Source organism: Myxococcus sp. CA040A (genome assembly GCF_013336725.1).
In the GTDB taxonomy this organism is placed as follows: domain Bacteria; phylum Myxococcota; class Myxococcia; order Myxococcales; family Myxococcaceae; genus Myxococcus; species Myxococcus llanfairpwllgwyngyllgogerychwyrndrobwllllantysiliogogogochensis.
Window position 1 is genome coordinate 1,047,565 of the sequence record NZ_JABUMR010000001.1, and the last position, 21,559, is coordinate 1,069,123.

Genomic DNA, 21,559 nt, shown 5'->3' on the forward strand with positions numbered 1-21,559 from the left:
CCTCAACGAGAGAGCGTGGCGGGCCCTGGGATGGATGCGTCCAGCCGGAGCCGTCGCTGCTGGAGTCCATCGGCGCGTCCGCTGCGCTGCATGACGTGGGCGCGCTCCAGTTCGGCCCAGAGCAGCGGGCCCAGCACCTGCCAGTGCGAGGGCGAGTCCACCGTCACCTCCAGCAGGCTCACCGTCCAGCTCGGGGCGTCCGTGTCGGGCGTGCCCTCGGGGAGCACCCGGCGCACGTCGCGTGAGAGGCGCTCGTGGGTGGGGCCGGCCAGGTCCGCGCTCACGGTGAGCTGTGAGGTGGGCACCAGCAGCGCGGCGAAGGCGTCCGGGTGCAGGCGAATCACCTTGGCGCCCGGGTACTGCGCGGCGAGCGACTCCACGGTGGCGCGCAGAATCGCGTCGCCAATGGCGAAGCCGAAGCGGGCGTTGAGGGAAATCATCTCCTTCACGTCCGCGATGACTGCGCCCACGCGCCAGCCGTCATGGTGCGCATGCGTGGACAGGTCGTACTCCTCCTTCAGGAGACTCCCCTGGGTGAGGGCGGGGACCTGGAGCGCGCCCGTCTTCGGGTCCGGGTGGCCGCGACGGGCCTGCTCGGCCTGGAGGAGCACCTCGACGGCTGCCTGCACGGGCGCCTGGGGGCTGCGGGTCAGCACCCAGGGGTGGAGGGCGATGAGGGCGGTGGCGGTGGCGTCGTCGAGCGGATAGGGCATCTGACTGGCTTCTCTAGCGCGTCGCGAGGCCCCGCGCAGGGGCTTCCCGTCAGCGCAGCCGGTGGGCCGTCACCGTCACCTCATCCCGGTCATGGTAGAGCTGCCGGACGGTGAGGCCCTCCCAGCCGCCCTCCTCGACGAGCGTGTGGCGCACGCGCAGGAGGACCGGGTTCTTGTCCTTCATGGGCAGCTTGATGTTGGCCACCAGGTGGCTTGCCCAGCCCCGGCGCCCCCACTTGGCGAGCAGCTGGGCCACCTCCAGCGGACGCCACGCCATGTCGCAGAAGAGCCAGTCGGCGGGCTCCTCGGGGGCATAGGAGAAGGCGCTCTCCTGGATGTGCTTCACCCGGCCATTCGAGGCCAGCTCGGGCATCAGCTTCGCCGGGTCCACCGCCACCACCTTCGCGCCCCGGGCCACCAGTCGCTGCGTCCAACCCCCGGGCGCCGCGCCCAGGTCCACGCAGACGTCGCCGCGCCCCGGCTCGAAGGCCAGGCCATCCAGCGCTTCCTCCAGCTTCATGGCGGCGCGCGAGGGGGACTCGACCTCCCGGCGCATGCGTCGCCGCCCTCCAGGGGCCAGGGACAGGGCTTCGCGCGCGGAGACCGCGCCCACGGCCGTCACGCCGTCGGGTGCCACGCACAGCGTCACCAGCCGGGCGCCGGACTCCCGCGCCCGCGCCGCGTCGTCGAGCAGCCGCTCCGAGGGCAGCCGCGTGCGCACCGCCGCCTCCAGCGCCTCCGCCACGGCCGCCAGCGTGTTGCCCCGAGGGCTGTCGGGCGTGAAGGACTGGAGGACCCAGGGGGCCGTCCCCGGCAGGGAGACGATGGCCCGGGCCGCCGCGTCCGCCTGGACGTCGGACGTTCCCGGAGGCAGCGAGGCGACCACCCGCCAGGCCGCGCGGGCGAAGGCGGGAGCGAGGCCCGGCTGCGAGTCGCTCTCCACCAGGGCCTCTCCAAGCAGGCGAGGGGCCATGCCCGCCCAGGCCAGCTCCTCGAAGAGGTGGGGCTCGAACCCGGCCCGGCAGGTCCACAGCCAGCGTCCCACCTGGGGCGGCTGCGTCTGTGCGGGCATGGGGGGAACGCGCGCCCTCGGGGGGGCGGGGGGAGGGGGCGGCGCGGTGCGTGCAGGGGCCGACCCACCCTGGGTGGGGGCGGGCTTGCGGTGGGCGGGCGGCGCCGGGCGGCCGGGGCGACGAGGGGACTTCGAGGGGGCGCCCCGGGCAGGCCGGCGGCGGGGATTTCGCGGAGGGGACATTGCGTGGGCTCCGTTCCGCTTTACTCTGAACCGATGCGCGCTGGGCAACCGGCCGAGAGGAAGTTTCAAGAGGCGCGCGTGGTTTCCCACCAAGCCTCCCTTACATCTCCAGGGATTTCCCTTCACTCGCCGCCGTCCTTCGAGGATTCTCCGGCCGCGAGAGAGTCAACGAATGATCGAATGGACGCTGAAGAAGCTCATCGGGACCAAGAATGAGCGCGAGCTCAAGAAGGCCCGCGAGAAGGTCATCCGCATCAACGAGCTGGAGAGCCGGATGCGGGCCCTCAAGGACGAGGACTTTCCTGCCGAGACGGCTCGGCTGAAGCAGGAGATTCAGAACGGGAGGCCGCTCGACAGCATGCTCTTCGAGGCCTTCGCGCTCATCCGTGAAGGCGCGCGCCGCGAAATCGGCCAGCGTCACTATGACGTCCAGCTCATCGGCGGCATGTTCCTGCACGAGGGGTGCATCGCGGAGATGCGCACCGGTGAAGGCAAGACGCTGACGGCCACCTTGCCCTGCTACCTCAACGCCCTGTCCGGGCGCGGGGTGCACGTGGTGACGGTGAACGACTACCTCGCCCGCCGCGACGCGGAGTGGATGGGGCGCGTCTACAAGTTCATGGGCATGACGACGGGCTGCGTGCTCCACGAGCTGTCGGACAAGCAGCGCCAGGAAGCCTACCGCTCGGACATCACCTACGGGCAGAACAACGAGTTCGGCTTCGACTACCTGCGCGACAACATGAAGTTCCGCCTGCAGGACTACGTCCAGCGCGAGCTGAACTACGCGATTGTGGACGAGGTGGACTCCATCCTCATCGACGAGGCCCGCACCCCGCTCATCATCTCCGGTCCCACCGAGGACAGCACGGACAAGTACTACCGGGTGGACCAGGTCATCCCCGGCCTCGTCCCGGACCAGGACTTCACCCTGGACGAGAAGCACCGCTCGGTGTCCCTGACGGATGACGGCATCGAGAAGCTGCAGAAGCGGCTGAGCGTGTCCAACCTCTACGACCCGGGCGAAATCGAGACGCTCCACCACGTGGAGCAGGGCCTGCGCGCGCACACGCTCTACAAGCGCGACAAGGACTACGTGGTGAAGGACGGCGAGGTCGTCATCGTCGACGAGTTCACCGGCCGCCAGATGCCGGGCCGCCGCTGGTCCGACGGCCTCCACCAGGCGATTGAGGCCAAGGAGGGCGTGAAGATCGAGAACGAGAACCAGACGCTGGCGACCATCTCGTTCCAGAACTACTTCCGCATGTACACCAAGCTGTCCGGCATGACGGGCACCGCGGACACGGAGGCGGAGGAGTTCGCGAAGATCTACAACCTGGACGTCCGCGTCATCCCGACCAACCGCACCAACGTCCGCAAGGACCAGCAGGACGTGGTCTACAAGACGGAGCGCGAGAAGTTCGAGGCGGTGGCCGCGCAGATTGAAGAGCTGCACAAGAATGGGCAGCCGGTGCTGGTGGGCACGGTGTCCATCGCCAAGAGCGAGGTGGTCGCCAACTTCCTGAAGAAGCGTGGCGTCCCCCACAACGTCCTCAACGCCAAGCAGCACCAGCGCGAGGCGGACATCGTCGCGCAGGCGGGCCGCAAGGGCGCCGTCACCATCTCCACCAACATGGCCGGCCGTGGAACGGACATCCTCCTGGGTGGCAACGCGGAGGTGCTCGCCAAGGCCTCCGTGGGCCCCCCGCCGGAGGCCCCCGCGCCGCTGCCGCCCCCGGTGGATGGCGCCGCGCCGCAGGTGGACCCGATGGTCGCCTACCAGCAGGAGCTGGCGGACTGGGAGCAGCGGCTCGTCGCCGCCCAGGCCCGGCTGGAGACGGAGACGAAGCAGGAGCGCGAGGAGGTGATGGCGGCCGGCGGCCTGTTCATCATCGGCACCGAGCGCCACGAGTCGCGCCGCGTGGACAACCAGCTGCGCGGCCGCGCCGGTCGCCAGGGTGACCCGGGCGCCAGCCGGTTCTTCCTCTCGCTCGAGGATGACCTGATGCGCATCTTCGGCTCGGAGCGCATCCAGGGACTCATGGAGCGGCTGGGCATGGAGGAGGGCGAGGTCATCGAGCACATCTGGCTGTCCCGCGCGATTGAAGGGGCCCAGAAGCGTGTCGAGGGACACAACTTCGACATCCGCAAGAACCTGCTCGAGTACGACGACGTGATGAACCAGCAGCGGCGCACCATCTACAAGCTGCGTCGTCAGGTGCTGGCCGCGGGCGCGGGCGTCCCCCTGGTGGAGTTCACCGAGGACCCGAAGACGCGCGTGAAGAGCCGCTCCGAGCGGATGGTGAGCTGGGCGGACTTCAAGGAGATGGTCCTGGACGCGCTGGAGGACGTCATCGTCTCCACCGTGGACACGTACGCGCCCACCAAGGGCTCGGACGGGTGGGACCTGGACGCCTTGTCGAAGAACGTGAAGGAGACGTTCGACCTGGAGATGGGCTTCGAGGGCGTGGGCAACCGCGACGAACTCCAGGACCACATCTACAAGGCGGCGGAGAAGGTCTTCCGCACGCGCGACGAGGAGTTCGGCGAGAACTTCCTGCGCTTCCTCCAGTACAACTACCTGGCGACCATCGACCGGCTCTGGAAGGAGCACCTGCTGGGCATGGACCACCTGCGCCAGGGCATCGGCCTGCGTGGCTACGGCCAGAAGGACCCGAAGCAGGAGTACAAGCGCGAGGGCTACCAGGGCTTCATCCAGACCCTGTCCGCCATCAAGGCGCAGTTCGTCTCGCAGCTCATGCGCGTGCAGCCCCGCTCCGCCACCAGCGCGGAGGAAGAGGCCGTCCGCATCCAGCGCCAGCTGGCCCAGCAGCAGCGCAAGGCGGTGGAAGGCCGTGGCACGGCGGAGGGCAAGCTGGACGAGGCCTCCGTGGCCGCGGCGGCCCGTACGCCGGCCGCCCAGCAGGGCCCCCGCGTGGGCCGCAATGACCCCTGCCCCTGCGGCAGCGGTCGCAAGTACAAGAAGTGCCATGGCGCGGCGGAAGCCAGCGTCTAGGCGCCTCTTCGCGGGACGTCGGAAGTAGGGCGCCGGCGCGGCGCCGTCCGGGGTTGTCGGACGGCGGGCCGCGCCGGTCCTCTTTCTGGCGCTCGGCCCGTCCCCGGGGCCCTGGAAAGGGGGCCAGGAGGGCAGGGAGGCGAGCACGAGCCTTCTTCCCGCCACGGGCGGTGAAGCGAAGCTTGCGCCGTCGGGAAGGGTTCTGTTAAGGACCCCCCGCCTCGTAGTCTGGGGCCGGGGGTGTTGACCCCGAGTCGTACCCACTTCACACACGCCCGTGCCGGTCGCCGGTGCTCCCGTGAGTGGAGGACTTCTCCGAAAGGAGGGCCCTCGCTCCCGGCAGTCACGGCCGGAGCAACACCCGGGTGTGGCGGAATAACCGGAGAAACACCATGTCGATCGACACGCAGGAAACGCAGACGCAGCAGCAGGCCATGGCCGCCGCCGGCGGCATCACGATGCGGCAGCTCCTGGAGGCCGGCGTCCACTTCGGCCACCAGACGAAGCGCTGGAACCCGAAGATGAAGCCCTACATCTTCGGTGCCCGCAACGGCATCTACATCATCGACCTGCAGAAGACGGTCTCCATGGCCCGCTCGGCGTTCCGCTTCGTGGCGGACGTGACGGCCCGTGGCGGCACGGTGCTCTTCGTCGGCACCAAGAAGCAGGCGCAGGACGTCATCCGCGAGGAGGCCGCGCGCGCCGGTCAGTACTTCGTCACCAGCCGCTGGCTGGGTGGCACGCTGACCAACTTCAAGACCATCAAGCAGGGCATCGACCGGCTGAAGACGCTGGAGAAGATGGCCGAGGATGGGACGTTCGAGCGCCTGCCCAAGAAGGAAGTCGCCTCGCTGGAGCGCGAGCGCGAGAAGCTCGAGAAGAACCTGGGCGGCGTGAAGGAGATGTCGAAGCTGCCCCGCTGCGTCTTCATCATCGACCCGAAGAAGGAGCACATCGCCATCCACGAGTCGACCCGCCTGGGCATCCCCGTGATTGGCCTGGTCGACACGAACTGCGATCCCGACGGCATCGACTTCGTGATTCCCGGCAACGACGACGCCATCCGCTCCATCAAGCTCTTCACGTCGAAGATCGCCGAGGCCTGCATCGAGGGCGCCGCCCGTTACCGCGCCTCTGGCGCGGCGGAGCGCGACGAGCAGGAGGAGCGCGAGGGCCGTGATGACCGCCGTGACCGCGACGACCGCCGTGGCCCGCGCCGTGACAACCGGGATCGCCGGGGTGGCGACCACCGCGGTGGTGGCGACCGTGGCGGCGAGCGCCGGGGTCCTCTCGTGGAGATGAAGGGCGCGCCGGCCGTGGCCGAGCAGCCCGCGGCCGAGCAGCCCGCGGCGGCCGAGGGTGGCGAGGCGGCGAAGGAGTAGTCGCCTCTCGCTGTACTCCAGTGTTCGTGGCGGCCGGGTGGCGCATCAGAATGCCTGCGACCCGGCCGTCCTTGTTTTTCGCTGTAGCCGTATCCCTTGAAACCGGATGCTCCGCCCGGCGCCTGGCGCCCTCGTGACGGTGGAGACAGGAGACGAACATGGCCGAAATCACGGCCCAGATGGTGAAGGACCTGCGCGAGCGGACCAGCGCGCCCATGATGGACTGCAAGAAGGCGCTCACGGAGACGGGCGGCGACTTCGCGAAGGCCGAGGAGTGGCTGCGCAAGAAGGGCATCTCCAAGGCGGCGGGCAAGGAAGGTCGCGTCGCGGCCGAGGGCCTCGTCGGCACGTACGTCCACGGCGGCCGCATTGGCGTGCTGGTGGAGGTCAACTGCGAGACGGACTTCGTCGCCCGCAACCCTGACTTCCAGGACCTGGTGAAGGAAGTGGCGATGCAGATCGCCGCGACCGGCCCCAAGTTCGTCCGTCGCGAGGAAGTCCCCACGGACAACATGGAGAAGGAGCGCGAGATTCAGCGCGACCTGCTCAAGCAGCAGGGCAAGCCCGAGGCGATGCTGGACAAGATCCTCGTCGGGAAGATGGAGAAGTACTACGAGCAGGTCTGCCTCGTGGACCAGCTCTGGGTGAAGGACGACAAGAAGAAGGTCGGTGACATGATCACCGAGCGCGCCGCGAAGATTGGCGAGAAGGTCTCCGTGCGCCGCTTCGTCCGCTTCGAGGTGGGTGAGGGCATCGAGAAGAAGAAGGACGACCTCGCCGCCGAAGTCGCCAAGACGCTGCAGGGCTGAGCCCCCTCGCGGCCCTTTCGGGGGCCGTGAAATGGTTCGAGCAGGGCCCTGAGGGCCGCGCGCTCCGTACCCTGATGGGGGCGGGGGACGCGGCCCTCGCCTTTGCGGGCCTTTCCAGCCCCTCCAGGCGATTGGCATCTGACGGTGTGAGCAGGGGTGTCCGACTCGGGCGTTGATATGGCGCCAGACGGGGGATAGAAGCGGACGCGCATGTCCTCCGACACGACCCAACCGCTCCGCTTCAAGCGCATCCTCCTCAAGCTCTCGGGTGAGGCCCTGATGGGAGAAGGGAAGTACGGCATCCACCCACCCACCCTCAGTGGCATCGCGGATGAGGTCATCAAGCTGGCGGCGGCCGGCGTGGAGGTGGCCCTCGTCATTGGCGGAGGCAACATCTTCCGCGGGGTGGCGGGCGCGACGGAGGGGATGGACCGGGCCAGCGCCGACTACATGGGGATGCTGGCCACGTGCATCAACTCCATGGCCATGCAGGACGCGCTGGAGAAGAAGGGCATGCACACGCGCGTGCTGTCGGCCATCAAGATGGAGCAGATCGCCGAGCCCTACATCCGCCGGCGCGCGGTGCGCCACCTGGAGAAGGGGCGGGTGGTGATTTTCGCGGCGGGCACGGGCAATCCGTACTTCACGACGGACACGGCCGCGTCGCTGCGCGCCATGGAAATCAACGCCCAGGTCATCCTCAAGGCGACGAAGGTGGACGGCATCTACAACGCGGATCCGAAGAAGGACCCGACGGCGCGCCGCTACCGCTCGCTGACGTACATGGACGTGTTGAAGCAGAACCTCAACGTGATGGACTCCACGGCCATCTCGCTGTGCATGGACAACAAGCTGCCCATCATCGTCTTCGACCTCACCGTGCCGGGAAACATCCAGCGCGCGGTGCTGGGAGGCGGAGAGATTGGTACCGTCGTGGGCGGCAGCGAGACGGTCTGGGCCTGACCGCTCGCATTCATCCCGACTCGTGTTCAAGGAGAGCTCGCATATGAGCGGTGACATCGTCGTCGAATTGAAGGGCCGTATCGACAAGTCCCTCGAGGACCTCAAGCGGGAGCTGACCAAGGTGCGCACCGGGCGCGCCAGCACCGCCATCCTCGACAACATCCGGGTGGACTACTACGGCACGCCCACCCCGCTGTCCGGCGTGGCCAGCGTCAGCGCCCCGGAGCCCCGGCTCATCATCATCAAGCCGTGGGAGAAGACTGTCCTGAAGGAAATCGAGAAGGCTCTTCGCGAGGCCAACCTCGGCATCAACCCGATGAATGACGGGGAGATGATTCGCCTGCCCTTCCCGCCGCTCACCGAGGAGCGCCGCAAGGACATCGCCAAGCAGGTGAAGACGAAGGGTGAGGACCACAAGGTCGCCATCCGCAACATCCGCCGTGACGCCAACGAGGCGCTCAAGGTGCAGTTGAAGGACAAGAAGATCACCGAGGACGACCACAAGCGCATCTCCGAGAAGGTCCAGAAGGAGACCGACGGCGGCGTGGCCCAGGTGGATGAGATCATCAAGAAGAAGGAGAAGGAGGTCATGGAGGTCTGATGGCCTTCGTGCTCCTGGCCGAACCCGCCGCCCTGGTGGCGGGTGTGCTGCGCCGGTTCCTCGAGGGAGCCGGCCACGAAGTGACGTGGGTGACCAGCTCCGACGAGGCTCTGCGAGTCGTGCGAGAGCGGCCACCCGCGGTGGTTCTTGCCGCTGGGCTGGGGTCGCTGGAAGGAGAGGCGATGTGCCGGAGCCTGCGTGCGCAGGGGCTCCAGGTTCCGATGCTGCTGGTGTACCCGCCGGATGAAGAGCGGGCCGACGAGCGCGCCGCCCAGGCCGGTGCGGACGGCAGCCTGGTGGGCCCTCTCAAGCGCGCCACCGTCCTGACGTGCGTCTCGCTGCTGCTGCAACTCGAGGAAGCCCGGCGCGCCTCCGGGGTGGCCTCCGCGCCCGTGTCACCACCGCCATCGCTCGCGCCGGTGGAGCCCGAGGCCCGGCGCGTCACCCGTCCAGAGCCGTCTGCATCCACGGGCGGCACGTCGGCGGACTTCGAGTTCCTCAAGCGGCTGATGCTGATGGAGGTGAAGCGCAGCCGGCGCTACCGCTATCCCATCGCCCTGCTGATGGTGGAGGTGGACCGCTTCACGGAGCGGTCCGCGGCGCTGTCACCCACGGCGAGGCGGGGCGCGCTGGCGGAGACGCTGGGCCTGCTGGTGGAGGGCGTGCGCGACATCGACGTGGCCGTGCCCTTCGCGGACAGCCGCTTCGTCGTCTTCCTCCCGCACACGCCCCGCTCGGGCGCGCGGGTGGTGGCCGAGCGCCTGAGAGAGAAGCTGAAGGCCGTGCAATCCCTGCCCGCGGGCACCGCATCCGTGGGCGTGGCGGTGTCGGAGCCTCCCGCCGGCAACAAGAGCGCGCCGCCGGGCGCCACGGGCCAGCAGGTCAGCTTCGGCGGTCTGCTGAAGGACGCGGGAGACGCGCTGCGACGCGCGCAGGCGGCGGGTGGTGACTGGGTGGAAGTGGCCAGCGATGCCGCCAGCCGCACTCAGGACGGGTAGATGAAGTCCACGTCGCTGATGTCGTGCACGACGTCGGCGACGAAGCGGAACAACTCCAGGCCGCGCGCCTTGTCGTCCTGCCAGGTGCCGCTGGCTTCGTCGTAGTTGAAGTGGATGCCCTGGCCTCGCCCCGCCACCCAGATCTGCTTCACGGCGCGCTGGGTGTTGACGATGCACTTCTCCCGGGAGCGGGCGGTGAGGGTGAGCATGTCACCCGTGCTCTCCGCCTCCAGGAGGTCTGGATCAATGGCGTCCGCGGCGGCAAGCATCCGCTTGAAGACCATGGCCACGAGCTGGTTGTAGCGGGCTTCTTCCATCATGGCCGCACGGGCCTCACTGAATGACGTCAAGCACCTGCTGGCCAGGGGCCGCGTAGAACAGGAACTTGAAGTGCGGCGACGTCTCGCTCTCGACGCGCTCCAGGGCGATGACGGTGCCCGGGTGAACGGACTTGGGGAAGGACTGCATCCCCGTCAGGTGCGCCGCCAGGGCGCCCATGGACGGCTGGTGGCCGACCAGGACGAGGTTCTCATCCGCATGCTCGGCCAGCACCGGCTCCACCGCGCCCACCGGCATGTCCGGCAACAGGCAGCGATGCGCCCGCAGCAGCCCTTCGTGTTTCGTCACGAAGGACAGAATCTGCGACGTCTGGACCGTGCGAACCAGCGGGCTGGTCAGGATGAGGCCGATGGGGCCCATGCGCTCGGACAACGATGCGAAGTGCGCGGCGGTGTTCGCCCGAGCCTTCGCTGTGAGCGCGCGCGCCTCGTCACCGAGACCCTCGGGGATCTCAGCGTCCGCATCGCCGTGCCTAACCAGGAAAATCCTCAAAGTCCCTCCACCGGTACGACAGGACCGCGGTTCGTACATGACCGCAGCCGGGTTGGTCAAAGGTAATGCGGCGATTGTTCAGTGGCCGCAACAACCTCGGCATGACAGACAGGAGTTGGCCGCCCTCCTCCGCACGCGTCCGCGCAGCATACACGCGGGGACTGACGTGCCGTGTCTCTCTGGAAGGAGTCTGGATGCGCAAGGCGCTGTGGGTCCTGGCGGGGCTGTTGGCCTTCTCGGGCTGTAAGAAGGATGGGGCCACGGGTAGCGATGCACCCGGGGTGGCGGATGGTGGTGGTGTCGCCGGCCTGGTGGCCGAGGAGGCGACCGGCGCGGGGCCCTATGTGGTGACGCCCGAGAAGCTGACCGCCTACGTGGCCTACCAGCGGCGGATGCTGGAGGTGTACGGCTCCCAGGTGAAGGGACTCCAGGGGTTGGGCGCGCTGGTGGATGCGGGCACTCCGGAGGCGATGGCGGAAGTCCGCGCGGGCCTCAAGGTGGTGGAGGCGAAGGCCAAGGCGGAGTCGGAGGCGCGCACGCAGGCGGGGCTGAGCGTGAGCGACGTCAACGGCCTGGCCGAAGTCGTCACGGCCGTCATCAGTCAACGGCAGCTCGGGCGCACGCTCCAGTACGAGGAGGAGCTTCGGAAGCTGGAGGAACTCCAGGAGAAGCTGCCGCCCGAGCAGCGCCAGGAGCTGGCGGCGCAGGTGGCCTCCATGCGCCACCAGGTGGAGTCGTTCCAGAAGCTGACGGATGTGCGGCGTGAGTACGGCGACGCCAACGTGGACGTGGTCCTCACGCGCGAGGACGAGCTGATGAAGAACTACCAGGAGATGCTGCGGGTCTTCACCGGCACGCGCCGATGAAGACCCGGGAAGGCGTGCACCTCAGACGCGCTTGAGGTGCGGTGCCTTCTTGAGCAGCTGCGCCAGGTAGAGGTCGGCGACCTTCTCCATCACCGTGTTGCCGCGCAGGCGCTGGTTCAGGTTGACGAAGTCCACCTGGTCCAGCCGCTGGTCCTGGTTGTAGCAGGAGAACACCCACGTCTCCTTGCCGGTGCGCGGGTCCACGTGCCGCTGGAGGCACTGGGCGCAGATCTCCTTCATCATGCACTGCATCGGCGAGTTGATGGAGCCGATGGCCTCGTGGTCCGGCTTCAGGTACGGCTGGAGCACCTTGTGCCGGGCCTCGGCCACCGCGCGCATCATCCGGTCCGAGCCGATGGCGATGATGCGGTCCACTTCCGACAGCGGGATGAGGCCGGGCGTGGCCAGCTTGCCCTCGGCGTATGCCACCATCGCCTGCACCACGTTGCCCCGGAAGGCGGCGTCCTGCGGGCGGCGCGGCTCAATCAAGTCGCCGCTGTCCACGGACCACACAATCTGGTCCGTGCCGGCCTCGATTTCGTCGTGCTTGAAGGAGTCCGACTTGAGGCGGTAGGCGGCGAAGTAGATGACGCGGCAACCCGCCGCCTTGAGCGAGCGGGCGATGGAGAAGAGCACCGCGTTGCCCAGGCCACCGCCGACGAGCACCACCGTCTCGTTGTGGGCAATCTCGGTGGGCGCGCCGGTGGGGCCCATCAGCACCACGGACTCGCCCGGGGTGAGCGCGGAGCACAGGCGCGACGAGGAGCCCATCTCCAGGACGATGGTGCCCATCAGTCCCTTCTCCTTGTCCACCCACGCGCCGGTGAGGGCCAGGCCCTCCATGGTGAGGCGCATGCCGTCGACGACGGGCGCGTTCCGCTCGAAGTTCTGGAGCCGGTAGAACTGGCCGGGCTGGAAGTGGCTGGCCGCGAAGGGCGCCTTCACCACCACCTCCACAATCGTCGGCGTCAGGCGGGTGACGGACACCACGGTGGCGTTGAACGCGGCGTCCAGCTTCGCGAAGTGCGCGGCGCGCAGCTCCTCGCGACGGGCCTGGGCGACCTCGTCGTCGAAGTCGAGCGACGCCACTTCCTTCGCGTACAGGCGCGCCACTTCCGAGTAGCCATCCTTCGCGCTGGCCATGGCCTTCACCACGTTGCCCGCGTACGTCGGGTGGTTGTCTCCGTAGAAGGAGATGAAGCGCCCGTCCTTCGCATACGACGTGAAGAAGCCCACCTTGGAGTCCAGGTCCTCGCTGGCCTCCACGGGCTCCAGCGTGAAGCCCTGCTCACCGTCCACCAGGGAGTAGCCCTGGAAGTAGTCGCCGCCCTCGTCGAGCTTGAAGGTGCCCGGGTACTCGCGCTCGTACGTGACGTTGGGCGAGGTGCCGGCGGCCACGCACACGGTGCGCGCGGGCAGCTCGAAGAACTGGCCGCTGCCCTTGAGCTTGCCGTCCACCGTCACCATGCGCTCGAAGCGCAGCGCTCGCACCGCGCCCGTCTCGTCCTGCAGCGCCTCCACCGGGCTCATGCGCTCGATGAAGCGGATGCCCTCCTCCAGCGCCTTGGACACTTCCTCGTGGTTGAGGCGGTAGGCGGGGGACTCGGTGAGGCCGCGGCGGTAGGCCAGACTGACGCCGCCCCACGCTCGCACCAGCTTGATGAAGTCCGGCGTGCGGCCCTCCGCCTTCGCCTGCTCGCGCTCGGCGCGCACCGCGCGGCCGTGCTCCAGGAAGGTCTGGTAGGTGGCGCGCTCCTCGGCGTCCAGCTTCGCGAGGATGGCCTCGTCGCCCAGCTCCGCGGAGAGCTTCTCGTGGCGGGCGAGCGCCTTCTCCACCTGCACCGGGTAGTACGCCATCAGCTCCGTGGCGGTGTCGACGCCGGTGAGGCCGCCGCCGATGACGATGGCGGGCAGCTGCACCTGGAGGTTCGCCAGCGAGTCCTTCTTGAAGGCGCCCGTGAGCTGGAGCGCCATGAGGAAGTCGCTCGCCTTGCGGATGCCCCGGATGAGGTTGTTCTTCATCCCGATGATGGTGGGACGTCCGGCGCCCGCGGCGATGGCGATGTGGTCGAAGCCCAGCTCCCACGCGTCCTCGATGGTGAGCGTGCCACCGAAGCGCACGCCACCGTGGATGCGGAAGCCGTCCCGCCGCGCCAGCGTCAGGTGGATGAGCGTGAGGAAGTTCTTGTCCCAACGCACGGTGATTCCGTACTCGGACACGCCGCCGAAGCCCTCCAGCACGCGCTCATCCAATTCGCGCGTGAGCGAACGCCAGTCGCGGATGGGCTTGAGGGCGTGGCCATTGCGGCCGGCCAGCTCGTCGGAGAACGGCTCGATCTTCAGGCCGTCCATGCCCGTGACGCCGAAGCCCTCGTTGAGCAGGTAGTGCGACAGCGTGTAGCCGGCGGGCCCCAGGCCCACCACCAGCACGTTGCGACCCACGTAGGGCAGCGCGTACGGACGGCGGATGTTGAGCGGGTTCCAGCGCGTGAGCAGCCCGTAGATTTCAAAGCCCCAGGGCAGGTCCAGCACGTCCGTCAGCGCGGCCGTCTCCGCCAGCGGGATGTTCACCGGCTCCTGCTTCTGGAAGATGCACGCCTTCATGCAGTCATTGCAGATGCGGTGGCCGGTGCCGGGGCACATCGGGTTGTCGAGCGTGATGACCGCCAGCGCCGCGAGCGAGTTGCCCTCGCGCTTGAGCAGGTGCGCCTCGGAGATGCGCTCGTCGAGCGGACAGCCCGTGAGGGGGATGCCCAGCGGGTTCTTCTTGTAGCTGTGGCCCTCGGCCACCTTGTCCTTCGCGGGGAAGCCCGTGGAGCAGGAGTCCTTCTGGCGCTCGTGGCAGAGCACGCAGTAGTCCACCTCGTTCATCACGTCGCGCGCGGTGCCGCGGCGGTCGGTGAGTTTGAAGCCGTCGCGGTGGCGAAGGTGGTGCGGGAGTCCTTCGGTGGCCTCGGGAAGAGCGGCGTCCGGGCGCTGGAGCTGCACGAGCTGGTCGAACACCAGCGGCTTGGGCACGCGGTGGGTGGGCCAGGTGTGGAACTGCTCCTTGGTCTCCGGGTGCAGCGCACGCGCGTACGTCCAGCGGTCCGCCAGCGACAGCAGCGCGCGGACGGACTGCAGCTCCGCGGCATCATCGCCCTGGGTGACGAGGCTGGAGCCGAAGGCCTCTCGGCCCTCCGGTGTGGCCGTCAGCGAGGTGCGCAGCGCCGACCAGCGGGCGCGCAGGGCCTCCGCCTTCGCCTGCTCCTCCGCGGGCAGGTTGCCGGAGAACAGCCGCTCCAGTTCCATGAGCGTGAGGACGGACTCGGCGAGGCCGCGCTCGAAGTCGCCCAGGGAGAGCGCCTCCGGGAAGCCGAGCTGGAGCAGCAGCCGCATGCGCCCATCCAGCGACGGGAACTCGGCCAGCGCCGGACGGTCCGGCGCGCCCTTCTTGAAGACGCGGCGGGTGATGAACTCGCGCTTGAAGTCGAAGAGGGGCAGCTCTCCCTTCAACTGGCCCATCTGCCGCTCCAGCTCCTGGTCGACTCGGAAGAGCCGGGAGACGAAGCGCGACGTGTGCCGGGCCACCCGCACCAACAGGTCCGACTCGGCGGGGCCGGTGAGGCTGGTACCGCCGGACTGGCGGTAGGCGTCGAAGGCCTTGAAGAGCTCGGGCTCGTCCTCGGCGAGCTGCGCGTCGAAGCTCTTGGCCAGCCGGCGCAGTCCGCGCGGGCGGTAGAGGTCTTCGAAGGTGAAGCCCGGCAGACCCAGTTGAAGGGCGGGGCCAGGGTCGGAGGGCAGGTCGGTCAGGGCGCGCATATCACTGAAGGTGTAGGAGGAACCCGGAGCAACGGCTCGCGTGCGGGGCCTATTTCGCGGTGAGCCGCCCGGAAAGCAAGCGGCCTCGCGACGCCGCGTGAAAGCAGGCGATGGGAGGGAGTGGCTCTGCTGGAGTTGTAACGCGGGAGCCCGACGCCAGCCTCCCTGTCGGCCCGGGCCCCGGGGGCAGAAGCTCCGTCCCGGGGTGCGACGGCACACCGCGCCATGTGTTGAGGTGCCCGCACAGGGGGGCGGCTGTGGGCCGACCCGGCTGGATTTCCTCTGGAGCAGCACCCGGAGGCGGCCCCTGACGCCCTGTCGGCCACTCTCCTGGCGAGGAAGGGGGCCCTTCGCCGTGTCGCGGGAGACCCGTGGGTGGCGCGCCGGTCCACGGCGCTGCCGCTGTCACCGGGTATCGATACCCGGCAGCGAGGTGGGTAGCGCCCTTCCTTGCCCGGGGGCGGGCAGGGCGACGTGCTCCAGGCGGCGGCGGAGCTTGAACAGCCCCCAGAACATGCGGGCCGCGTCCAGGCCGGGGATGACCTTGGAGCCACCGAAGTCCTCCCAGTCGATGGGGACCTCGAGACAGCGGGCCCCCTGTCGCTGGAGCAGGGCCAGGAGCTCCACGTCGAGCAGCCAGCGCTCCTCGCGCAGCACGTCCAACAGCGGGCGCAGCACCGAGGCTCTCATGAGCTTCACGCCGCATTGCGTGTCGTAGAAGCGCAGGCCGAAGTGCAGGTCCGTCAGGGTGGCGAAGATGCGGCCCTGGAGGTGGCGGTGGAGATTGCGCACCACGCGGCGGCCAGCCATGAGGATGCGGGAGCCCGCCAGCACGTCCACGCCCTCGGCGTCGGGAGTGTCGGTCAGCCGCACCAGTCGGAAGAGCTCCTCCGCGTTGATGGCCCCGTCCGCGTCCAGGAAGGCGAGCCAGGTGGCTCCAGGAGAAGCGTGGCGCCAGCCGAGGCGGATGGCGGAGCCCTTGCCGCCATTGCGGGGCGCGGCGACATACGTGAACCGGTGGGGCGAACTCGCGGCCAACAGTCGGGCCTGGGCCGCCTCGATGCTGGCTTGCTGAAGCGAGGCGTGCTCGGGCGCGCTGCCATCATCCGCGACGATGAACTCCACCCGGGGCGTCGGCTGGAGCAGGGCGACGCGGGTGAGCGACTCCACGAAGCGAGGCAGTCGCTGCCCCTCGTTGTAGGCGGGGATGACGACGCTGATGGAGGGCGCTTCCACGCGCCGGGTTTGAGCACGGTGGGGGAGGGGCGTCAATGCGAGCGCGCGAGGCCCTCGATGCCTCGGCGCGTGGGGTGCTCGTCAGGTGCGGTTCCCCGGGGCTGGGTGGCCTGACGGCACGAGCGGCGAGGGGGCGTGCCTGCCTCCTGCGTTTTCGAAAGTTCGGACGTGGGGATGCAGGTGCCCAACCGTGTCGTCGACCTGCCGGGCGGCGCGACGGCCAGAGGCGTCCGTCGCGCCGGGTTCTCGGCAGGGGTCGGCGCCCTCGCTACCGCCGCTTCGGACGTCGCGGCTTGGAGGTGTTGGGTCCACGAGGTGGCTTCTCGGGCGGGGACGAGGGCTTCTTCTTCGCCGGGACGCCAGCCGGAGTGGGGGGCGACTGCACCTGCCGAGGCTCCGTCTCGTTCTTGGGAGACCGGGGCTTGGGGAGCACGGCCGCGGCTCCTGTCGATGTCGACGGAGACGCTTCGCCGTGAGCTGCTCCTCGCGCACCGTGGCTCCGCGCAGCGGGGCTCGCCTTCGTCGCGGGGGGCGTCGGTCGCGACTGCTCCGCCTGGGGGCGAGCAGGGCCGGTTGAACTCTCGGCGCGCGGCCGGGGTGCATGCCGCGCGGTCGGGGGCTGTTCCGTGCGCGCCAGTTCCTTCGTCGCCTGCGGAGAAGGGGAGCGCCGTGCTTCCAGCGAGGGCTCGGCGGCTCGTGCCTGAATCGCGCTCGACGAATCACTGGCCTGACGGGCGCGCAGTTGCTCCACCTCGCGGCGCAGGCGGACGACCTCGGCGGAGAGCTGGGCGTACGAATCGCGCACGTGTCCGTTGAAGACGCGCTGTCGACCCAGGGCCTCGTTGATGAACACCTGGCACGACTTGCGGAAGGCCCACTTGGCCACCACCACGAGCTGACCCACGCCACCCCGGTGCGTCTGCAGCGGCAGCGCGCGCGTGGCGTCGGCGTTCTCTTCCAGTGCGTGCAGGTTGAAGGTCAGTGGCTCCACTCGGGGCTCCACGCCTTCGGCGGGCACCTCCACCGCTTCGGAAGTGGGCAGGCCTCGCGTTCGCAGGCGCTCTTCGATGCGGGTCAGCAGCTCCCGCGCCGGAATGTCGCGTCCCAGCAGCTTCATCGATGCTTCTCCTCGAGGATGCGTTGCAGCTCGTCCCGATAGGCGGCCACCACCTGCGGCCACCCTTGTTTCTTCACGTACGCCAGACCGCTAGCGCCCAGCGCGCTTCGCGCCTCGCCCACTTCGCGCAGTCCCTGGATGAACGAATCCAGGTCCGTATACGCGCGGCCCGCGCCACTGCGTTGTACCTGTCCCACCAGCACGTCCGAGCGCCCGTTCACCAACACCGGCGTGCCCTGCGCGAAGGACTCCAGCGTGAGCAGCGACAGGCTCTCGTAGCGAGAGGGCACCACCACCGCCAGGGCACCGGCCAGTGCGTCGTGCTTGTCCTGCTCGGGGATGCGTCCCAGGTAGCGCACGCCATCACCCTCCAGAGGCATGTGCGCGTCACCCGCGAGCACCAGGTCCGGCGCGTCCGCGTACCGCTGCTTCAAGGCCTGGTGGAACTGGAGCAACTCGGGCACACCCTTGCCCGGCTCTTGCCGGCCCACGTAGAGCAGGTAGTCGCGGTGCACGCCGTGCTTCTCGCGGAAGCGAGCCCCATCGGCGGCCGGCCGCTCCACGCCCACGCCCACCACGCGAGTCCTCGCATGGCCCGGGAAGTACTTCTCGATGATGGTCAGCTCCTCCGGCGTCAGGCAGAGCAGCGCGCGAGGGAGCTCGAAGACGTCACGGTACGCATCGAACCGGATGGGCGCTTCGTCATGCGTGGTCGGAACCAGCAGCGCGCGGTCCGCCACCAGGGGCATGCCCCACACCGTTGGCGCGTAGAGGTACGTGAAGAACAAGTAGCCGTCGTACGCGTTTCGCGTGTCGGCCAGATGGCGTAGCAGCCCCGGAGCCAGCGGGCCCTGCTCGGCGATCCACTGCTCCTCGCGCAGCCGCTCGTTGCTCTTGTCGAAGAGCTTTCGCGACAGCCCGTTGAAGCCTCGGATGTTGCGCACCCGCGTCACGGGGAAGCGCAGCACGTCCACGCCGCGCACCGTGTCCGGCCCCGCCGGGAAGTCGTTCTCCCAGGAGAGGTGGTTCTTCGCGCACGTGGTCAGCACCGTCAGGTCCCAGTGCGGCGTGAGGCGCTCGGCCACCTGCGCGGCCAGCATCTCCGCGCCTCCCGTCACCTCGCCATAGCGCTGCACGACTACCGCCACGCGAGGCCGCTTCGGAGGCGCACGACGGGGACGCGGCGCGGGCAGGGACGAACCCAGCGCATCCGACAGCGCCCGCTGCACGGACGCGGCGGAGAAGTGCTCCAGCCTGCGTCGCTGACCGGCGATGACGGGTTCGCGAAGCGACAGGTCCTCGCTCAGGTCCACCGCCAGCTCCGCGAGGAACGCGAAGCGCTTCTGGTCGAACGCGATGCCCGCGCCGCCCAGCGTCTCCGGCACCGCCGCGGCGGCGTACGCCAGCACGGGCACGTCCGACGCCATGGCCTCGATGAGCGGGACGCCGAAGCCCTCGTGCTCGCTCATCGAAACGAACACGGATGCGGAGCGGTACGCGGCCACCAGCTCCGCGTGGCTCAGCCGGCCCAGGAAGCTCACGCCGCTCAAGCCCCGCGCCTCGCGCTTCAGCGAGCGGAAGTAGCGACTGCCCGGTTCGTACCCGCCCACCATCAACAAGCGCGCCTGGGGGCGCAGTCGCAGCACCTCTCGGTGCAGGGCGATGAGGTCCTCGAAGCGCTTGTGCGGCATCACCCGGCTGACGCCGAGCAACACGGGACCGGGGCCCGACAGCTTGCTCAGCAGCTTCGCGTCCGCGCGCTCGGGACCGAAGCGCTCCGGCTCGATGAGCAGCGGCACCGTATGGACGTTGCGGTAGCCCGCGACGCGCAGCTCGGCGGAGTTGTAGTCCGACACGCCGATGGCCACGTCCACGAAGGGCGCCATCGCCGCGAGCTGGGCGCGGCCGGCCACCAGCGCGTTCTCCAGCGACAGTCCCGAGTAGAAGCGCGCGGGGCTGATGTTGTGGAACACGAGGCCGCGCCGACACGGCAGGTGCATGAGTCGGCTGCTCAGCGGAGAGGCGATGCCGTGGTGATAGAGCACCAGGTCGCCCGGCTCCGGCTTCAACGTCGAGGCGGGACTGGCCAGGCCCTCCAACCCCGCGCCGACTTCATCCGCGTACAGGCCGCTCCACACACCCAGCCGGCGCAGGAGGAGCTGCAGGTGCAACGCGGCCTGCCCGGTGGCGTCGCCGGGCACGAAGCTCGCTATCAACTGGTGAATCGCCATGCGCGCCCTGCCTATCACAGGGGCGTGGTATGAGGCGCACCGTGTCCACCGGCCCCATCGCTTTCGACGCGACGCTCTGGGATGAGCCCACCACCGGAATCGGCCTCTACACCCGCTGTCTCGCGGGCGCGCTGGAGGCCAAGGGTGTGCGGTTGGAGAAGCTGGGCGCGCGGGGCTCGGGCGACCATCCGAGGGGAGCCAGCGGCCGCACCGCCTGGACGCTCGCCCGACTCCCTCGGGTGCTGGAGCGCTCGAAGCCCGCGCTGTACCACGCCCTGGGCAACTTCAATCTCCCCCTGACGCGGATACCCGGCACGGCCTACGTGCTCACGGTGCTGGACCTGATTCCGCTCATCATGCCGGACACCGTCTCGGCGAAGTTCCGCTGGCAGTTCCGGCTGTGGCTGTCACGCAGCCTGATGCTGGCCGACCGGGTGGTGTGCATCAGCGAGCGCACGCGGCAGGACCTGCTGGAGCGCTTCCCGGAAGTGGAGTCGCGCGCCGTGGTGGTGCCCATCGGCGTGGACCATGTCCACGCGCCCGTGCTGGACGCGACGAGCGTGGACTTCCTGCGCGCCCTCGCTCTGCCCAAGGACTTCGTCCTCTACGCGGGCTCGCTCGACGTGCGCAAGAACGTGGACCTGGTGCTGGACGCGATGGAGCGACTGAAGGCGCAGGGGAGGCCCGCGTCGCTCGTGCTGGCGGGACAGAGCTGGTTCGGCTCGGGGCGCGTGGAGTCGCGCATCGCGCGGCTGCGCTCGGAGGGGCTCGATATCCGCCCGCTCGGCTATCAGTCCGAGCCGGTGTTCTACGAGCTGATGCGGCGCGCGGCCTTGTTCGTGTTCCCCTCGCGCTACGAGGGCTTCGGCCTGCCCCCGCTGGAGGCGATGCGGCTGGGCACTCCGGCCATCGTCTCGACGGCGGGCTCGCTCCCGGAGGTCTGCGGCAGCGCGGCCCTGGCGGTGAGTCCGGACGACGCGGAGGGGCTCGCGGAGGCCATCCATCGGCTGCTGCGCTCACCCGGAGAGCGCGGTGCCCTCGCCAAGAAGGGCCGGGCCCGGGCCGCGGAGTTCACCTGGGAACGGACGGCGGAAGGAACGCTGGCGGTGTATGAGGCCGCGCTCCGACGCTGAGGGTTGGAGCCTCGCCGTCGGAGCCTCGGCGGTGAATCGAGAGTGGAGGATGCGGATGCGAAAGCTCGTGTGGAGTGGTCTCGTGCTGAGCGGTCTTCTGGTCGGGTGCGCCAGCGCTCCGGCGAAGCAGGACCCCGCGGAGCCGCAGGTGGAGCAGGACGTGGCGGCCTCGCCCGACGCGGAGTCCGCGGCCCCGTCGCCCGGTGAAGAGGCGAAGCCAGCCGAGGCGCTGCCCATCCTGGTGAGGGCCAACCCCCAACCCAAGGACCCCATCAACATCGAGGGGGCGAGGGTGGACGGCAACATCCTGACGCTCAACGTCTCGCACGGCGGTGGTTGCGCGGAGCACTCGTACACGCTGGCCTGGGACGGCACGTTCCAGCAGAAGTCTGGCGCTGCGCCCGTGGCCAATTTGGTGATGATTCACGACGCCAACGGAGACCGGTGCAAGGCCATGAAGTTCGCCGAACTCCGGTATGACTTGAGCACCGTCTCCCAGACCTGGGCCGCGCAGCTCGGCAAGGACTCCGGCACGGTGGAGCTGGCCCTGCCCGGCCTGTCCGCGCCGGTGAGCTACTCGTTCTGAGCCCCATCGAGAACCTGGACG

17 protein-coding genes are annotated in these 21,559 nt (G+C 69.2%); 9 read left to right on the plus strand and 8 right to left on the minus strand.

Features of this window, described 5'->3' with window-relative positions; translation table 11 throughout:
* Positions 1–2 precede the first annotated feature (2 nt).
* Together HUA75_RS04325 and rlmM are read right to left on the minus strand one after the other, a co-directional pair.
* On the minus strand, positions 3–713 hold the full coding sequence (locus HUA75_RS04325) for a diguanylate cyclase (RefSeq protein WP_174453328.1): 711 nt from the start codon (positions 711–713) through the stop codon (positions 3–5).
* Positions 714–762: 49 nt separating this feature from the next.
* On the minus strand, positions 763–1,785 hold the full coding sequence (gene rlmM, locus HUA75_RS04330; RefSeq protein WP_174485606.1) for a 23S rRNA (cytidine(2498)-2'-O)-methyltransferase RlmM: 1,023 nt from the start codon (positions 1,783–1,785) through the stop codon (positions 763–765).
* Between the two features lie 355 nt (positions 1,786–2,140).
* Here rlmM and secA point away from each other — a divergent pair, with 355 nt between their 5' ends.
* The 6 genes from secA (at position 2,141) to HUA75_RS04360 (ending at position 9,737) form a co-directional block, all read left to right on the plus strand.
* Positions 2,141–4,984, plus strand: a complete 2,844-nt coding sequence (gene secA, locus HUA75_RS04335) for a preprotein translocase subunit SecA (protein WP_174453330.1) — start codon at positions 2,141–2,143, stop codon at positions 4,982–4,984.
* A 392-nt stretch (positions 4,985–5,376) separates the two neighbouring features.
* Positions 5,377–6,366, plus strand: a complete 990-nt coding sequence (rpsB, locus tag HUA75_RS04340; protein WP_141645589.1) for a 30S ribosomal protein S2 — start codon at positions 5,377–5,379, stop codon at positions 6,364–6,366.
* A gap of 158 nt (positions 6,367–6,524) precedes the next feature.
* Positions 6,525–7,175 carry a translation elongation factor Ts gene (gene tsf / locus HUA75_RS04345; RefSeq protein WP_141645588.1) on the plus strand — a complete coding sequence of 217 codons (651 nt, stop codon included), beginning with the start codon at positions 6,525–6,527 and terminating at the stop codon, positions 7,173–7,175.
* A 210-nt stretch (positions 7,176–7,385) separates the two neighbouring features.
* Complete coding sequence (gene pyrH / locus HUA75_RS04350) at positions 7,386–8,138, plus strand: UMP kinase (protein ID WP_141645587.1); 753 nt, start codon at positions 7,386–7,388, stop codon at positions 8,136–8,138.
* Positions 8,139–8,181: 43 nt separating this feature from the next.
* Complete coding sequence (frr, locus tag HUA75_RS04355) at positions 8,182–8,739, plus strand: ribosome recycling factor (protein WP_141645586.1); 558 nt, start codon at positions 8,182–8,184, stop codon at positions 8,737–8,739.
* Positions 8,739–9,737, plus strand: a complete 999-nt coding sequence (locus tag HUA75_RS04360; protein WP_174485607.1) for a diguanylate cyclase — start codon at positions 8,739–8,741, stop codon at positions 9,735–9,737. Before frr ends, HUA75_RS04360 begins: the two co-directional genes overlap by 1 nt.
* On the opposite strand, the gene cyaY is transcribed toward HUA75_RS04360, so the two are convergent.
* Positions 9,725–10,057, minus strand: coding sequence for an iron donor protein CyaY (cyaY, locus tag HUA75_RS04365; RefSeq protein WP_141645584.1), 333 nt, complete (start codon positions 10,055–10,057; stop codon positions 9,725–9,727). The two genes, HUA75_RS04360 and cyaY, sit on opposite strands and share 13 nt — an antisense overlap.
* Before the next feature lie 13 nt (positions 10,058–10,070).
* Positions 10,071–10,568 (minus strand): histidine phosphatase family protein, encoded by a 498-nt coding sequence (locus HUA75_RS04370; RefSeq protein WP_174453334.1) that lies wholly within the window; start codon positions 10,566–10,568, stop codon positions 10,071–10,073.
* 194 nt (positions 10,569–10,762) lie between these two features.
* On the opposite strand from HUA75_RS04370, the gene HUA75_RS04375 reads away from it, so the two are divergent.
* Positions 10,763–11,434 carry a hypothetical protein gene (locus tag HUA75_RS04375; RefSeq protein ID WP_174453335.1) on the plus strand — a complete coding sequence of 224 codons (672 nt, stop codon included), beginning with the start codon at positions 10,763–10,765 and terminating at the stop codon, positions 11,432–11,434.
* A gap of 21 nt (positions 11,435–11,455) precedes the next feature.
* Here the strand turns inward: HUA75_RS04375 and HUA75_RS04380 are convergent, their stop codons facing one another.
* The 4 genes from HUA75_RS04380 to HUA75_RS04395 all read right to left on the minus strand — a co-directional run bounded on the left by HUA75_RS04380 (position 11,456) and on the right by HUA75_RS04395 (position 19,819).
* Positions 11,456–15,235 carry an FAD-dependent oxidoreductase gene (locus tag HUA75_RS04380; protein WP_174485608.1) on the minus strand — a complete coding sequence of 1,260 codons (3,780 nt, stop codon included), beginning with the start codon at positions 15,233–15,235 and terminating at the stop codon, positions 11,456–11,458.
* Positions 15,236–15,640: 405 nt separating this feature from the next.
* Complete coding sequence (locus HUA75_RS04385; RefSeq protein WP_174485609.1) at positions 15,641–16,471, minus strand: glycosyltransferase; 831 nt, start codon at positions 16,469–16,471, stop codon at positions 15,641–15,643.
* Between the two features lie 268 nt (positions 16,472–16,739).
* On the minus strand, positions 16,740–17,588 hold the full coding sequence (locus tag HUA75_RS04390; RefSeq protein ID WP_141645579.1) for a hypothetical protein: 849 nt from the start codon (positions 17,586–17,588) through the stop codon (positions 16,740–16,742).
* Positions 17,585–19,819, minus strand: coding sequence for a glycosyltransferase family 4 protein (locus tag HUA75_RS04395; protein ID WP_141645578.1), 2,235 nt, complete (start codon positions 19,817–19,819; stop codon positions 17,585–17,587). The genes HUA75_RS04390 and HUA75_RS04395 overlap by 4 nt, the downstream gene beginning before the upstream one ends.
* Positions 19,820–19,848: 29 nt before the next feature.
* Between HUA75_RS04395 and HUA75_RS04400 the strand changes: the two genes are divergently transcribed.
* The gene (locus tag HUA75_RS04400) at positions 19,849–20,952 is read left to right on the plus strand and encodes a glycosyltransferase family 1 protein (RefSeq protein WP_141645577.1); all 1,104 of its coding nucleotides are present in this window, start codon (positions 19,849–19,851) and stop codon (positions 20,950–20,952) included.
* A 55-nt stretch (positions 20,953–21,007) separates the two neighbouring features.
* Positions 21,008–21,538, plus strand: coding sequence for a hypothetical protein (locus tag HUA75_RS04405; RefSeq protein WP_174485610.1), 531 nt, complete (start codon positions 21,008–21,010; stop codon positions 21,536–21,538).
* Positions 21,539–21,559 lie beyond the last annotated feature (21 nt).

Bases quoted from the DNA above. Each gene is read 5' to 3' on its own strand.
- cyaY (WP_141645584.1), bottom strand. From the start codon at position 10,057: ATGATGGAAGAAGCCCGCTACAACCAGCTCGTGGCCATGGTCTTCAAG.
- HUA75_RS04360 (WP_174485607.1), top strand. From the start codon at position 8,739: ATGGCCTTCGTGCTCCTGGCCGAACCCGCCGCCCTGGTGGCGGGTGTG.
- HUA75_RS04405 (WP_174485610.1), top strand. From the start codon at position 21,008: ATGCGAAAGCTCGTGTGGAGTGGTCTCGTGCTGAGCGGTCTTCTGGTC.
- HUA75_RS04395 (WP_141645578.1), bottom strand. From the start codon at position 19,819: ATGGCGATTCACCAGTTGATAGCGAGCTTCGTGCCCGGCGACGCCACC.
- secA (WP_174453330.1), top strand. From the start codon at position 2,141: ATGATCGAATGGACGCTGAAGAAGCTCATCGGGACCAAGAATGAGCGC.
- tsf (WP_141645588.1), top strand. From the start codon at position 6,525: ATGGCCGAAATCACGGCCCAGATGGTGAAGGACCTGCGCGAGCGGACC.
- rpsB (WP_141645589.1), top strand. From the start codon at position 5,377: ATGTCGATCGACACGCAGGAAACGCAGACGCAGCAGCAGGCCATGGCC.
- HUA75_RS04400 (WP_141645577.1), top strand. From the start codon at position 19,849: ATGAGGCGCACCGTGTCCACCGGCCCCATCGCTTTCGACGCGACGCTC.
- HUA75_RS04380 (WP_174485608.1), bottom strand. From the start codon at position 15,235: ATGCGCGCCCTGACCGACCTGCCCTCCGACCCTGGCCCCGCCCTTCAA.
- pyrH (WP_141645587.1), top strand. From the start codon at position 7,386: ATGTCCTCCGACACGACCCAACCGCTCCGCTTCAAGCGCATCCTCCTC.
- frr (WP_141645586.1), top strand. From the start codon at position 8,182: ATGAGCGGTGACATCGTCGTCGAATTGAAGGGCCGTATCGACAAGTCC.
- HUA75_RS04325 (WP_174453328.1), bottom strand. From the start codon at position 713: ATGCCCTATCCGCTCGACGACGCCACCGCCACCGCCCTCATCGCCCTC.
- HUA75_RS04390 (WP_141645579.1), bottom strand. From the start codon at position 17,588: ATGAAGCTGCTGGGACGCGACATTCCGGCGCGGGAGCTGCTGACCCGC.
- rlmM (WP_174485606.1), bottom strand. From the start codon at position 1,785: ATGCCCGCACAGACGCAGCCGCCCCAGGTGGGACGCTGGCTGTGGACC.
- HUA75_RS04375 (WP_174453335.1), top strand. From the start codon at position 10,763: ATGCGCAAGGCGCTGTGGGTCCTGGCGGGGCTGTTGGCCTTCTCGGGC.